Annotated in this window: 14 protein-coding genes; 2 read left to right on the top strand and 12 right to left on the bottom strand. The window is 45.9% G+C overall.

What is annotated here, in order from left to right:
• Nucleotides 1–47: 47 nt before the first annotated feature.
• The 3 genes from spoVT to mfd all read right to left on the bottom strand — a co-directional run bounded on the left by spoVT (nucleotide 48) and on the right by mfd (nucleotide 5,593).
• A complete protein-coding gene (gene spoVT, locus MHI55_RS00240; protein WP_036606123.1) occupies nucleotides 48–590 on the bottom strand; it encodes a stage V sporulation protein T in 543 nt (180 codons plus the stop codon).
• A 331-nt stretch (nucleotides 591–921) separates the two neighbouring features.
• Nucleotides 922–2,082 carry a peptidylprolyl isomerase gene (locus MHI55_RS00235; RefSeq protein ID WP_036668467.1) on the bottom strand — a complete coding sequence of 387 codons (1,161 nt, stop codon included), beginning with the start codon at nucleotides 2,080–2,082 and terminating at the stop codon, nucleotides 922–924.
• On the bottom strand, nucleotides 2,066–5,593 hold the full coding sequence (mfd, locus tag MHI55_RS00230) for a transcription-repair coupling factor (protein WP_340388267.1): 3,528 nt from the start codon (nucleotides 5,591–5,593) through the stop codon (nucleotides 2,066–2,068). Before mfd ends, MHI55_RS00235 begins: the two co-directional genes overlap by 17 nt.
• Before the next feature lie 25 nt (nucleotides 5,594–5,618).
• Between mfd and MHI55_RS00225 the strand changes: the two genes are divergently transcribed.
• Nucleotides 5,619–5,873: a hypothetical protein gene (locus tag MHI55_RS00225; protein ID WP_340388265.1), complete on the top strand. Its 255-nt coding sequence runs from the start codon at nucleotides 5,619–5,621 to the stop codon at nucleotides 5,871–5,873.
• On the opposite strand, the gene MHI55_RS00220 is transcribed toward MHI55_RS00225, so the two are convergent.
• Together MHI55_RS00220 and pth are read right to left on the bottom strand one after the other, a co-directional pair.
• Nucleotides 5,867–6,097, bottom strand: coding sequence for an anti-sigma-F factor Fin family protein (locus tag MHI55_RS00220; RefSeq protein ID WP_017691368.1), 231 nt, complete (start codon nucleotides 6,095–6,097; stop codon nucleotides 5,867–5,869). The genes MHI55_RS00225 and MHI55_RS00220 overlap by 7 nt on opposite strands.
• A gap of 97 nt (nucleotides 6,098–6,194) precedes the next feature.
• Entirely contained in the window at nucleotides 6,195–6,755 is a 561-nt protein-coding gene (pth, locus tag MHI55_RS00215; protein WP_036606126.1) for an aminoacyl-tRNA hydrolase, read from the bottom strand.
• Nucleotides 6,756–6,894: 139 nt separating this feature from the next.
• On the opposite strand from pth, the gene MHI55_RS00210 reads away from it, so the two are divergent.
• Nucleotides 6,895–7,095: a hypothetical protein gene (locus tag MHI55_RS00210; RefSeq protein WP_024633712.1), complete on the top strand. Its 201-nt coding sequence runs from the start codon at nucleotides 6,895–6,897 to the stop codon at nucleotides 7,093–7,095.
• Between the two features lie 290 nt (nucleotides 7,096–7,385).
• Here the strand turns inward: MHI55_RS00210 and MHI55_RS00205 are convergent, their stop codons facing one another.
• From MHI55_RS00205 to MHI55_RS00175, 7 genes are all read right to left on the bottom strand, one after another.
• Nucleotides 7,386–8,339, bottom strand: a complete 954-nt coding sequence (locus tag MHI55_RS00205; protein WP_017691370.1) for a ribose-phosphate diphosphokinase — start codon at nucleotides 8,337–8,339, stop codon at nucleotides 7,386–7,388.
• 101 nt (nucleotides 8,340–8,440) lie between these two features.
• On the bottom strand, nucleotides 8,441–9,841 hold the full coding sequence (glmU, locus tag MHI55_RS00200) for a bifunctional UDP-N-acetylglucosamine diphosphorylase/glucosamine-1-phosphate N-acetyltransferase GlmU (protein WP_338589723.1): 1,401 nt from the start codon (nucleotides 9,839–9,841) through the stop codon (nucleotides 8,441–8,443).
• Nucleotides 9,842–9,909: 68 nt separating this feature from the next.
• Nucleotides 9,910–10,104, bottom strand: coding sequence for a hypothetical protein (locus tag MHI55_RS00195; protein WP_340388263.1), 195 nt, complete (start codon nucleotides 10,102–10,104; stop codon nucleotides 9,910–9,912).
• Nucleotides 10,105–10,187: 83 nt separating this feature from the next.
• Nucleotides 10,188–10,472, bottom strand: coding sequence for a septation regulator SpoVG (spoVG, locus tag MHI55_RS00190; protein ID WP_017691372.1), 285 nt, complete (start codon nucleotides 10,470–10,472; stop codon nucleotides 10,188–10,190).
• A gap of 188 nt (nucleotides 10,473–10,660) precedes the next feature.
• On the bottom strand, nucleotides 10,661–11,488 hold the full coding sequence (gene purR, locus MHI55_RS00185; protein WP_017691373.1) for a pur operon repressor: 828 nt from the start codon (nucleotides 11,486–11,488) through the stop codon (nucleotides 10,661–10,663).
• A 97-nt stretch (nucleotides 11,489–11,585) separates the two neighbouring features.
• Nucleotides 11,586–12,440: a 4-(cytidine 5'-diphospho)-2-C-methyl-D-erythritol kinase gene (gene ispE, locus MHI55_RS00180; RefSeq protein ID WP_036668482.1), complete on the bottom strand. Its 855-nt coding sequence runs from the start codon at nucleotides 12,438–12,440 to the stop codon at nucleotides 11,586–11,588.
• Nucleotides 12,441–12,589: 149 nt separating this feature from the next.
• Nucleotides 12,590–12,766, bottom strand: coding sequence for a small, acid-soluble spore protein, alpha/beta type (locus tag MHI55_RS00175; protein ID WP_017691375.1), 177 nt, complete (start codon nucleotides 12,764–12,766; stop codon nucleotides 12,590–12,592).
• Nucleotides 12,767–12,868: the final 102 nt, after the last annotated feature.

Below are 12,868 nucleotides of genomic sequence, written 5' to 3'. Positions count from 1 at the left end.
AAAACTCCCGTATGCCCAAGACAAGGCACCAGGAGTTGATCTGCGGTCTATTGTTCCATTTGCTTGCCAAGGAAACCAGCAGCTGTCTCGGACATCTTCACTTCCATCTGAGACATCTTCACCGATTCGTCCTTATTGAACAGGATAACCGTTCCGATGGGGTCACCACCTGAAATAATCGGCGCAATAACAAAAGAGGATAACGTCTCGTCATGATCTTTGCTAAGCTCATAAGAACCATTGTTTGTTTCCAGAATGGTCTTTCTATTTTCCATACAACCTTCCAACAGTTGACCTACCTGCTTGTCCAAATATTCTTTCTTGGAGCCGCCTGCCACCGTGATAATGGTATCCCGGTCAGAAATCATCGTTACATGTCCTGTACTCTCATACAGGGATTCTGCATATTCTTTGGCAAAATCACCAAGTTCGCCAATTGGCGAATATTTTTTAAGGATAACTTCTCCATCACGATCCACGAAAATTTCCAGTGGATCACCTTCACGAATACGTAACGTACGGCGGATTTCTTTTGGAATGACCACACGACCAAGGTCATCTATACGGCGGACAATACCAGTAGCTTTCATTTCACATGTTGCCCCACTTTCTCGAGAAGATTTTTCAACTACTGTTCCTTAATGGGTAGAGGAAAGTCCCAGAACGTTTAGTGTGATATCTTGACCATAGTATTCATCTGTTCCCATTTCCTTATACATGCTTCGGAGAATATAGTTGTGTAACTTTCGAAGAAGGCGACCATGTACCCATATGACTTGAATATATAAAAGAAGAAGCAAGAAGGAGGTCCTAAGTCCTCCCCTTGCTTCTCTGTATGGTTGTCCATATTTACGAAGTACAAGGCATTCATTCGGGCGAATTTAACCCCTGAACGTATGCTAACACAGCAATTTTACCAGCTTACTTGCTGCTTGTACCTTCATCTGTAGTTGCATCTTTGTCTGTTCCAGTCGTACCTTGGTCAGTCTTGGTATCCGTACCTGTGGAGTCATCCGTTTTTGGTTCGGTTGTTTTTTCTCCTTCAGTTCCTGTACCGGTAGTGCCTTCAGTTGTGCCTTCAGTCTTACCTTCTTCAGCTTTTTCTGTTTTTGGCAGTTTAACTTCTTTTACGATTTTGTCCAATTCATTTTGCATGAACGTATCGATTTCGGCTGCAGCCAATTGGCTCTTCAGACTTTCTTTTTGTTCAGCCGTCAATTTGGCAAAGTCAGCTTCTGTACGAGCTTCCACTTTCATGACGTGGTAACCGTACTCTGTCTCTACTGGATCACTGATTTTGTTCAGTGGCAATGTTTTTGCAGCTTCCTTAAATGCCTCTACCCAGCTACCTACAGGTGTATTTTCATACAGTCCACCCTTTTCAGCAGAACCTGGATCTTCGGAATATTTTTTTGCAATTTCAGCAAAATCAGCTCCGCCATCCAACTTGGTTTTTACTTCTTTTGCAATTTTAAGTGCATCTTCTTTTTTACGCTCTTTTTGCGTTTTTGGATCTGTGAAGTTAATCAGCACGTGACGAACGGAAGCCGTTGTGAACTGATCTTTGTTTTTCTCAAACTCAGCCTTGATTGCATCATCCGTAACGCCTGTTTCTTTATCTTTGATTACTGTCATGATCCGAGTCATGTAGTCTTTAATGTTGTCGTCAGTCAGTTTCTGAGCTTTGAGCATTTCTGTCCATTGATCTGCCTGAACAGAAGCTTTCATTTTATCGAATTGCTCAGTTGCCGCTTTTGTACCTGCTGTTTTGGCTTCTTCACTTGCTTTGCCACTCAGATATTCATAAGCAACTTCCTGTTTTACCAGATACTCTTTGAAATCGTCCATATCCATCATTTGTGCATACTCCGGATAGAGGAATTTCATGACACGTTGCTCCATATCGAATTCATTGGCTGTAATAGTACCACCATCATACGTAGCGACTACAGCACTTGTATCCGTGGATTCAGGTGTTTTTGCTTCTTCCTTCTTGCCACATGCAGCAAGCAGTGATAAGGATAGTACTGCAACCATGCTCACAGACAGTACTTTTCCTACTTTTTTATACTTTGGTAACATCCTTTAGTTCCCCCTTTGATTTAAAAGCAGTTTTCATGGACTCCAGAATTTTCTCTACCAGCTCCATCAGTTGCTTATCCCCAAGCCCCTTGCCTTTAGCGTGAATCAGCATATGGGGTCCTTGTTCAAATTGTACACGTCTTTCGAACTGATTTCCAATGTGCGCGATTTTCGAGAGTTCAAAGGCATGTTCACGCCCTTCATAGAACTTCACGGTAATGTCCTCACCACGTTGGGAAATGGACTCAATACCGTAGATTTTGCCGTATACTTTCATCCGCGCAACAGCCAGCAAGTTAATGACGGCTTCCGGAAGATCACCGAATCGGTCAACCAATTCTTCTTCCAACTCCATCGCATCGTCGAAGGATGCAATGACCGCCACTTTTTTGTAGATCTCAATCTTCTGAATACTGTCATAGATATAATCGGACGGCAAGTAGGCATCGATACTGAGATCCAGCGTTGTGTTCCACTGGTCTGAAGGTACCGGCTCTTCGCCAAGCATCGTAACTTTGCGTTTGTTGATCTCCTCCGCAAGCATCTGGGAATACAGGTCAAACCCGACGGAAGCGATGAAACCATGCTGCTCCGCTCCTAGCAGATTTCCCGCACCACGAATAGACAAGTCACGCATGGCGATTTTGAATCCCGAACCCAGTTCGGTGAATTCTTTGATTGATTGCAGACGTTTCTCAGCAACTTCAGTAAGCACTTTATCCCGTTGGTACGTGAAATAGGCATACGCAATACGGTTGGAACGACCCACACGTCCGCGCAGCTGATACAGCTGGGAGAGTCCCATTTTATCCGCATCATGTACGATCAGTGTATTTACGTTCGGAATATCTACCCCGGTCTCGATGATACTTGTGCTCACAAGCACGTCATATTCACCGTCTAGGAAGTCCAGAATCGTTTTCTCCAGCTCTGTTTCTGACATCTGACCATGTCCTACACCAACTTTGGCTTCAGGCACAAGCTCAGAAATTTCGGCAGCCATCTCCTGAATTCCCTGAACACGGTTGTAGAGGTAATACACTTGCCCACCACGGGCAAGCTCACGCTCAATCGCTTCACGAACAAGCGCCTGGCTGTGTTCAACCACATAGGTCTGCACCGGGAAACGGTTCTCTGGTGGAGTCTCAATAACGGACAGATCACGCACACCCAGCATGGACATATGAAGCGTACGCGGAATCGGCGTTGCCGTCAGTGTCAGCACGTCTACATTGGTTTTCAGCTTCTTCAGTTTTTCCTTATGGGTTACACCGAAGCGCTGTTCTTCATCAACAATGAGCAGTCCCAGGTCCTTGAACACCAGATCCTGCGACAGCAATCGATGTGTCCCGATGACAATATCCACTGTACCTGCCTTGATGCCTTTCGCTGTTTCATTCTGCTCTTTACGGGAGCGGAACCGGCTAAGCACATGAATGTTGAACGGATAACCGGAGAAGCGCTCACGGAACGTCTCAAAATGCTGCTGTGCCAAAATAGTTGTTGGCACGAGGACAGCCACCTGTTTGCCTTCAATAGCTGCTTTAAATGCAGCCCGAATAGCCACCTCGGTTTTGCCGTAACCAACATCCCCACACAATAAACGATCCATTGGACGGTTTTGTTCCATGTCCTTTTTGATTTCTTCGATCGCACGCACCTGATCACGTGTCTCATCGTAAGGGAACATGTCCTCAAACTCCTGCTGCTCCGCAGAATCCTTGTCGAATCCAAACCCTTTGGAGGTCTGACGCTCTGCATACAGCTTAATTAGATCATCAGCAATATCCTGTACAGATGTGCGTACTTTATTTTTAACCCGTGTCCACTCATTGCCGCCCAGCTTGTATATTTTCGGTTCTTTCTCTTCGGAACCAACATATTTCTGAATCAGATCGATCTGCTCAATAGGTACAGACAGTTTGTCTCCACCCGCATAGAGAATATGCATGTAGTCCTTATGAATACCGCCAACTTCGAGGGTGCCGATCCCCAGGTACTTACCAATCCCGTGGTTCTGGTGAACGACATAATCGCCCACTTTTAGCTCGCTATAGGATTTGATCCGTTCAGCATTATCTACATTCCGAATCGGTTTTCGTACTTTACGCTGTTTTTGCGAGAACATCTCGCCCTCGGTCACAACAGCCAAATGAATGGATGGCATTTCAAATCCCGTTTGCAAATTACCGATCATCATCTCTGGTTCTGGAATATCATAGTCCATCAGTACCCGGCGCATCCGCTCGAGTCGCTCCTCACCGTTCGCCAGCATAAGTACTTTGACTCCGGCCTTCTGCCAACGCTCCATCTCTGCCTTCAGTACGTTCATCTGTCCATGGAAATCCTGCATGCCACGACTGATGAAGTTCAGAATGTTCTGTGGTTGAGTGTGTGGAACTTGGCGCAAAAAGATCGACATAAACAGCGTCTGGAATGGACGCTCATACAAGAGTTCATCACCGTCTGCGGATAATGGAAGATCCGGAAGTGTTTTTCCGTTTTGCATCAAATGTAGGTTCCACTCTGATTCATCACGGTCCAGCTGTTTCGATGTCTCCGATAGTCTGGCAGGCTCATCAAGAACCAGCAGGGTATCTTCTGGCATATAGTCGTAGATCGTTTTGTTCTCCGGATAGAGCGGAGAAATATATTTATACATTTCGGAGAAATACACGTGTTCCCGCAAAAGCTCGATCTCCCGGTGAATTTCCTCACGAAGACGCAGCTTCGCCTGCCGGTCCGTCATTTTCTCCAGCTGTTGCTCCAGCAAAAGAGCAGCCGCATCGGCAGCCTTTTCCATACGTTCACGATCTGCAATTAACTCCTTGCATGGTAAAACCGTAATTTCTTCAATCCGTTCAATCGAACGCTGATCCGCTGGATCAAATGTCCGAATGGAGTCGATCTCATCATCAAATAACTCCACCCGATATGCGATCGATGAAGTAACCGGATAGAAGTCGATGATACCTCCGCGTACACTCATCTCACCACGAGATTCCACGCGTTCCACACGCTCGTATCCGAGCTTTACCATCTCCAGCAGGAAGGAGTCCAGTTGAAGTGTGTTACCCTGTTTGATCAAAATTCGAGCATTGGCCATCACTTCCGGAAGCGGAACATAACGTCTTACCCCGGAAAAAGGAATAACAACAACGCCCCTGAATCCCTGGGCGCAACGGACCAACACATCAATACGCTGACCCAATGTTTCCGGGCTGGAAACAGCAGCTTCCGCAGCGACAAGCTCGTTGGCAGGATAGATCAACACCTGATCAGGTGAAAGCGCTTCCTGTAAATCTTCTGCAATTTTTTGAGCTGAAAACATATTATGTGTTACTACGAGCAATGGTCGGTTCATTTCCTGATGCAAGGCAGCCAGCATAATCTGACGCGCCGAGCCGGATAAACCCGAAACCAATTGTTCCTTCATGCCGGACTTGATTCCGGCTGTAATGGACCCGAAGTCCGGATCTTTGGAAAAAGCCTGTATAAGTGCTTGTAACAAAAGGGGCACCTCTCTTATAACTTACTTGATTATCTCACGCATACGCGTAGCATCACTATTAAAATGGATACAAATTCCTTTTTGTCCTGTTTCATCATATCGGATTACTCGCAACATTGCCACATCTGTTGATGCGGCTGAGCCTGATTTCGAGATAGCGATGGCTTTCATGCCAACTGAAAAGAAGCCTCAGCAGGCTGCCAAGGCTATAAAAGGTGGAGCGTTATTACGCAACCACCCTCAACTGTCATTCGATCCTGTTACAGGCGATATCTACTGAAGCGGACTCGCGAGCAGGCTAAGCTCTGGATTGTGCTCCAGGGCTTCCTTACAGTAATCACATGTAATCCGAACGGTAATGTCACCACCGGAATTATACGCTATTATATCCCTCCGCTCGTCGGGGGTCAAGAAATGAAAGCCGAGCTCTACTTCCGTTATCCGGGCAGAATCGATTCGTCCAATAAAGGTACGGCAATGCCTACATACGTAATTCACTGACATGTTTATGCCTCCTGAACATGGTTTATACATCCAGTATGTCCAGTATGGCTGAATCGAACCCGTCTTTATGATCATTTTACCAGTATGTCTTACAAAATTAACCGTTAAACTTCGCCATTGTTTGTTCAAACGTATGAGTCAAGCTATGCTCCAGGGCATCACATGTTTGCTCAATGGTCTGATCAAGGGCTTCCTTTTCTTTCTTCATAAATGTCGACAGTACATAATCAACAATGGCATGTCCTGGTTCAGGCCGGGATATTCCCATGCGCACCCGGTTAAACTGCTGTGTACCGGTATGCTGAATAATGGACTTGATTCCATTATGTCCGCCTGCACTACCTTGGTAACGCAATCTGACTTTGCCAATCTCTGTATCCATGTCGTCGTACACTACAATCAGGTCTTCAAGACTAACTTTATAAAAGTCCATATATGCTCGAACCGATTCACCAGACAAGTTCATATAGGTCATTGGTTTGATCAGTACGGTTTTCACACCGCCAATATTGCCTTCTCCAATCAGCGCTTTACATTTATTCTGTGTAATGGAGATATTATGACGATCAGCCAACCGATCCAGTGCCATAAAACCGATATTATGACGGGTTTTGGCATAGTTCGAGCCTGGATTTCCAAGTCCGACAATCCACTTCATCTTGTTCCCTCCTTCGAATTAGCCTGAGGTGAGGCATAGACTTCGAATCTTATATTTCATATAATATCAAGAAAGTAAAGATCGATTTACTGTAGTGTTCACAGTTAATATTTTATCGACCCAGGAAGGTGAGCGGGTTTTGCGCGAAGACAATGGACAACTGACTCAACATAGCGATTTTATCTATCATCTCGAATATCACGTACCTGTACAGGTATACGACCGCGACACCCATATTGAGATTGGTCTAATCACACGTTTCGATAATCAATTCGTCGAAATTGCAGACACGCTTTTTCATCGGCGTCGTTTCCGATTTATCTCCCGCCCCGGATATTAACCATATAAGATGAACGAACCATTTTACACTGGATCACTGCGCGTGCAGAAACATCTTTAGATCGCTGTTAAGTCGAAGCATATGCTTCCGAAGCAGCTTTCTTTCAGAAAGCTTTAAACTTCACTTCTTCAGATCTTTTCTGCCCTCTCCGTTATCGTGTAAATTAGTAGTTCAACTTATATGGACTGACCAGCGTCTGTTTCACTTTTAATAAAACGGCACGCCGACAGGGGTTACATTTTCCATTGAACCGGAAAACGTAACCCCTCTACTACTTTATGCAGACATCCTTATTCAATTTCAAACAGCTTGCTGATTGACAACTCCTCATGAACACGGATAATCGCTTCTCCGAGCAAAGGCGCTACAGACAACACTTTGAGTTTGCTTGTCGGATTAGCATGCGTAATTGGAATGGTATCCGTTACGATGACTTCCTTCAATGGTGCATTCTCCAAACGTTCCATCGCAGGTCCGGACAATACCGGGTGAGTACAGCACGCGTATACTTCTTTTACGCCGCCTTCCATCAGAGCATTGGCTCCCAGTACAATCGTTCCCGCCGTGTCAATAATGTCATCGATCAGGATGGCTGTTTTACCCTCGATGTTACCGATAATGTTCATCACTTCGCTCACATTTGGCTCAGGACGGCGTTTATCGATAATCGCCAGGGGTGCATTCAGGAAATCAGCCAGTTTACGTGCGCGCACTACGCCACCGTGGTCAGGCGACACAACAACCGGATTTTCGATCTGTTTCGACCGGAAATATTGAGCCAGAATTGGCACGCCAAGCAAATGGTCGACCGGAATGTCGAAGAATCCCTGGATCTGCATTGCATGCAAGTCCATCGCGATGACACGGGTTGCACCCGCTTTTTCAATAAGGTTAGCAACCAGTTTCGCTGTAATCGGGTCACGTGAACGTGCCTTGCGATCCTGTCTTGCATAGCCATAGTAAGGAATAACGACGTTAATCGTCTTGGCAGATGCCCGTTTGAGTGCATCAATCATAACGAGCATTTCCATCAGGTTATCATTAACCGGCAAGCAAGTGGACTGCACGATGTAAACGTGACAACCCCGAACACTCTCGGAGAGTTTCACTTGAATCTCGCCATCACTAAAGCTGGTTGTGTGAGATTCACCCATAGGGATCCCGATATAATCAGCAATTTGATGGGCAAGCTTGGGGTTAGAATTGCAAGTAAATATTTTTAATTTCGAATCAAAATAAGTCATAAAATAAAAACCCTCCGTGCTGGTTCATTGGAATCAATAAGCGTCTGCGACATGTCGGCACCTCCCCGATCTTCGGGAGGCAATCTTGTTATCAAAACCCCTTATTGGGGTTTGGCATTTTGTTTCTTGGCTTTGGCACGTCCGCGAATCTTCTCCGCATAACCAGGTTTATTCTCCTGACGTGGACGAGCAATGGCCAGATCATTCTCGGGAACGGAATGGGTAACGGTCGAGCCAGCAACCACATAAGCGCCTTTTCCTACCGTAATCGGTGCAATCAGATTGACGTTGCTGCCTACAAAAGCATCATCTTCAATCGTTGTCACAGCTTTATTATAACCATCATAATTGACAGTTATTGCCCCGCATCCAACATTTACGTTTTTCCCTACTTTGGCATCTCCAATATAGCTGAGATGAGATACTTTGGAACCTTCATCAATTGTAGCATTTTTCACTTCAACAAAGTCACCAATTTTTACGTTGCGGCCCAGTTTAGTACCTGGACGCAAATTAGCATATGGACCAACCGTTGCATCAGAACCAACCTCGGCATTGGATACTACCGAATGTTTAATTGTAACTCCGTCCTGAATAACGCTGTCTTCCACATCTGCCTGAGGACCAATATGACATGCTTCACCAATGGAAGTTGTGCCTTTGAGAATCGTCCCCGGATACAGAACTGTATCTGATCCAATCGTAACATCCGCTCCGATATATGTCGATGACGGATCAATAATTGTAACACCGTTCAACATATGGCGTACGGCAAGACGTTCACGCATGAAGGCTTCGGCTTGCGAAAGTGCAAGTCGGTCATTAACCCCGATGGATTCCGCGATGTCATCCGACATGTAAGCTTCAACCACTTCTCCATCATTGCGGAAAATGCCAACTACGTCTGTGAGATAATACTCTCCCTGAGCGTTCTGGTTCGTCACTTTTTCCAAGGCAGCGAACAATTTTGCATTATCGAAACAGTATGTGCCTGTGTTAATCTCATTCACAGCATCTTCCTGTTCTGTGCAATCCTTTTGTTCCACAATCCGTTGTACAGATCCATCTTCTCCGCGAATGACGCGGCCATAACCTTTGGGATTGTCCAACTGAGCCGTAAGAACTGTGGCTGCTGCTCCGCTGCTCTCATGCAACTTCATCAGACCTTCCAACGTCTCACTGGTCACAAGTGGTGTATCTCCGCAGACCACAATCGTAGAGCCAGTTTCACCGCCAAGCAAGGATTTAACCTGCTTCACTGCATGACCTGTACCCAGTTGTTCCGCCTGAAGTGCATACTCCGCTCTGGAACCCAAAAATGACTGCACCGCTTCGGCACCATGACCGACTACAACTACACTGCGTTCAACGCCTGCGCTGAGTGCTGCATCCAGCACATGTCCAACCATAGGTTTACCGCATACGGGATGCAGTACTTTGTACAATTTTGATTTCATTCGTTTTCCTTGCCCTGCGGCAAGAACGATTGCCATTCGTTTCAAAATTAACGACCTCCTGTTCTGAAAATCCCATTGAAATGCATTGCTGATCTATATCCAATGAGTATCGTTCAGCCGGCTTCAAGCCGGTACTGTTCATCGCCTGCTGTCTCTGTAATCACACGTAACAACGCGGACACCAACGAATCGTGACCTATATGTATACGCCGTGTACCTGCGAGCTTAACCGAATCCCAATGATTCCTAAGATGCCGCCCTGCCACCAAGCGCACGATGCGCTTTTTGTTCTCTGCTAATAAACTCAATACTGAATATATCTTATTCCGGTCAAAAAGAAAAGAGAGCCATAAGACATGGCTCTCTTTTCCTTCGAACCCCAATAATGTTCTCAGGCACCTTCTTCAATGACTTCTTCCTCAGTTGCCGCACGATCGTATTCAGTCAAAACTGCTGCCTGAATCTTCTCACGCGTACCGGAAGAGATCGGGTGGGCGATATCACGGAACTCTCCATCAGGAGTACGTTTGCTCGGCATAGCAACAAACATTCCGTTGTTACCATCAATGACACGAATGTCATGAACGACGAATTCGTTATCGATGGTAATGGATGCGATAGCCTTCATTCTCCCCTCCGAGTTAACACGGCGGAGTCTGACATCCGTAATTTGCATGTGTGTGTTCACCACCTTTTTCCATCAGAACTTGGTGTATAATTCCACACAGCATATACGAACTCCTTCTTTTTATAACCACAAAAATTTCCTAATTTCAGGAATTTTTTTATTTAATACACAATTCGACAACGTTAGTGCCAGGTCGATGGAAAAGACCTTTTAACGACATAACATTCGTCATCTTTCTACAGGTCAAAATAGTTGCCAGGCTTGACGGAAATCTGTCTGCTCTTGGCATCAACCGCTGTCAGTTTCGCCAGAGATACGTAATCTGTTAACAGGCGTTCTTCTGAATCCACAGAACCAGATTCCACCAGTACCCCTACCCCGGCTACTGTAGCATTAAACTCGGCCAAAAGATCGATCATTCCTTGCACCGTACCCCCGGCCTTCATGAAGTCATCCACAATAAGTACTCTGGAATGCTCACGCATCGCCCTACGAGAGAGGGACATGGTATGCAGACTTTTGTGGGACCCGGATACATAATTGATACTTACGGCCGATCCTTCTGTAGCCTGATGGTCCCTGCGTACGAGCACGACAGGCAGGTTGAGCTGGGCTCCGGTCGCATAAGCCAATGGAATTCCTTTGGTTTCTACCGTCATAACCACATCAATATTCATATTGCCAAAGGCCGTTGCAAAAATCTTGCCGGCTTCATTCATCAATGCGGGCTGACCAAGCAAGTCGGACATGTACAAGTATTCTCCAGGCAAGATCCGATCAGGTTGCGCGAGCTGGGTCGAGAGCCGCTCCGCAAATGCCAGTGCCAGTTCTCGGGATACCTTCGGAATCCATCTTACTCCCCCGGCTGCTCCAGCCAGTGTATGCAGTTCTCCTGACCCACCTTCTTCGAACACTTCTTTGATAATCGCTAAATCTTCACTAATTGAAGACTTTGCGGCACCATAACGTTCGGCAAATGTGGTCAACGGAATAACCGTATGCGGTCTGGACAATAAGTATTGCGTCATTTCAACCAGCCTTGCGCTTCGTTTTAACTTCTTCACAGAGATCCATCCTCACGATCACGGAAACATCCAAATCCGAATAATTATTTAAGAATATAACACCTTTATACGTGTTTGTACATTATAAAAGCGAATTTTACGTTAACATACGTACAGCATACACTTCTTTACAGAACCCACGCAGACCATTGTATATCCGGGCAACCTTGGATTCTTTGGAAACCAGACCAAATACCGTTGGACCACTACCAGACATTAACACGCCGTCTGCACCCAATCGAATCATGGCATCCTTCAGATGCTGAACTTCCGGATACAGCTTCAACGTCACATCTTCAAGCACATTGCCCATCTGGTCACAGACTTCCGTAAATGATTGATTGCGTATAGCCTGCTCCATTTTAGTTGCACTCGGATGACGAACAATCTTGTCACTGCGGAACCTTCCGTACACATCAGCTGTAGACACATTAATCGGAGGCTTGGCCAGAATTACCCAGCACTGCGGCGGATTAGGAATGGGAGTTAACTTCTCACCACGGCCTGTAGCGAGTGCAGTCCCTCCTGTGATACAGAATGGAACATCCGACCCAAGTTCAGCCCCAAGCTCCTGAAGTTCGTGATCCGGTATATTCAACCGCCATAGACGGTTCAATCCACGCAGCGTTGCTGCTGCATCACTACTGCCGCCGGCAAGTCCGGCGGCAACTGGAATCTTTTTATCCAGATGAATATGGACACCCGTACGCACGTTATAGCGCTCCTTAATAAGTCTGGCTGCCTGAAAAGCCAGATTCTTCTCGTCGAGCGGGATATAACCCGCCTGACTGGAGATGAAAATAGTATCTCGCGGCAGCTCCGACATTTCCAGCCGATCAGCCAGATCGACCATGGTCATGATCATTTCAACTTCATGGAATCCATCGCTTCTTTTATGTAAAACGTCCAGCATCAAATTAATTTTAGCAGGCGCTTTTTCGTAAATTTTCAAGGCGTTCACCCGTCCTCACCTTTTCCCTAAGACAACTTAACATATTATATCAAAATGGGGCTGTCAAGTCATTTGTATTCCGCATCTAAGGGGAAAAAGCGGGGTTGTTCCTGACGGATTTCCCCGCTTTTCAGTCTGCTTGAAACGGATTAAGATTTGCGCGCAGCCTGTTCAGCAAGTTGAATTGCACGTTTTACCATGTTTCCTGCATCCTTGGCTTTAATTCCGCCCCAGCCTTCCTGTTGCACAGTATCATAGAAGCCCAGATCTTTCGCGAGCTCATTCTTCAGATCCTCTGACATGACACTTCTTCTTCTGCGACTCATGAACCATCCTCCTCCAAAGTATCCTTCATAATGTGATGAGTTCGTTGTTCGTTCACGTTTTGGACATTTTGTCACCAGGCCATATTCAGTTTCCTACATTGC

Source organism: Paenibacillus sp. FSL E2-0151 (genome assembly GCF_037993015.1).
GTDB classification, from domain to species: Bacteria; Bacillota; Bacilli; order Paenibacillales; family Paenibacillaceae; genus Paenibacillus; species Paenibacillus amylolyticus.
The sequence above is the reverse complement of the archived record's forward strand: the minus strand, read 5'-3'. Positions and strand labels throughout refer to the sequence as shown.